General features: G+C 68.4%; 1 protein-coding gene. It reads left to right on the top strand.

All coding sequences use genetic code 11. The annotated features are described in order from the left end of the window. Window positions 1–741: flavin reductase family protein (locus ACZ5CR_RS47610; RefSeq protein WP_468870325.1), on the top strand; the 741-nt coding region annotated here is incomplete at its 5' end. Between the last annotated feature and the right edge of the window lie 271 nt (window positions 742–1,012).

Below are 1,012 nucleotides of genomic sequence, written 5' to 3'. Positions count from 1 at the left end.
CCACCGGTCGGAGGACACCGCATGCTCATCGATTCCGCGGACCTGGACGCGAAGTCCGCCTACAAGCTGCTCATCGGAAGCGTCATTCCCCGTCCCATCGCCTGGGTCAGCACTGTGTCCACCGAGGGCGTGGCCAATCTGGCCCCGATCTCCTTCTTCACTGTTGTGGGCCGCAAGCCGCCCCGGGTGTCGCTGTCGATGCAGCCCCGCTCGGACGGCGTGACGCTGAAGGACAGCTTCGTCAACATCCGGGACACCGGAGAATTCGTGTCGAACATGGCCACATTGCCGCAGGTGGAGGGCCTGCACCGCAGTGCCTTCGACTTCGAGCCGGACGTCGACGAGTTCGACGCGGTCGCCCTGCAGAAGGAACCGTCCGACGCGGTCAAGCCGCCGCGCGTCAAGGGCGCACCCATCGCGCTCGAGTGCACCGTCGACCGCATCTTCTCCGCGCCTGACGGGCTCCACCACGTCGTGTGGGGCAACGTGGTGCGCTTCTACATCAGGGACGACCTGTTGGTCGCAGGTGGCCGTATCGACTTCGGGGCAATCGCCCCGGTGGGACGGCTTGCCGCCGAATACACCCTGGTGGACAACACGTTCGAGCCGCCTCTCGACACGGAAGTGATGCGGGCGCGAGCGGGCCGCCGAGTAGCGCGGCTGGATGGCAAGGACGCGGACCATTCGCCGATCGACACGCCGGACTGGTCCCCGTCCGGGGCGACGACCACTCTCGACTGATGTCCCGTCGGCACGTGGACCTCCCACCCGCCGCTCCGTTCCCGCCGCCGTCGTCCTGCGCCTCGCCCCCTGACCATCCGATGGACCAGCCCGGCGGCACAGCCAGCACAGGCCCCAGCACAACCGAACCACCCTTTACACGATCGGAGCCAACCCACATGGGCCAGCACACCAGCACGCAGCTTCCGCCGGAATTCCTCGGCCTCGCCGACTCCGGCGGCCTGGGCGGCAGCGTCCCCGACGGCACGCTCGGCGCCCGCCTGGGCATCAC

Source organism: Streptomyces sp. NPDC031274, from assembly GCF_055570235.1.
The sequence above is the reverse complement of the archived record's forward strand: the minus strand, read 5'-3'. Positions and strand labels throughout refer to the sequence as shown.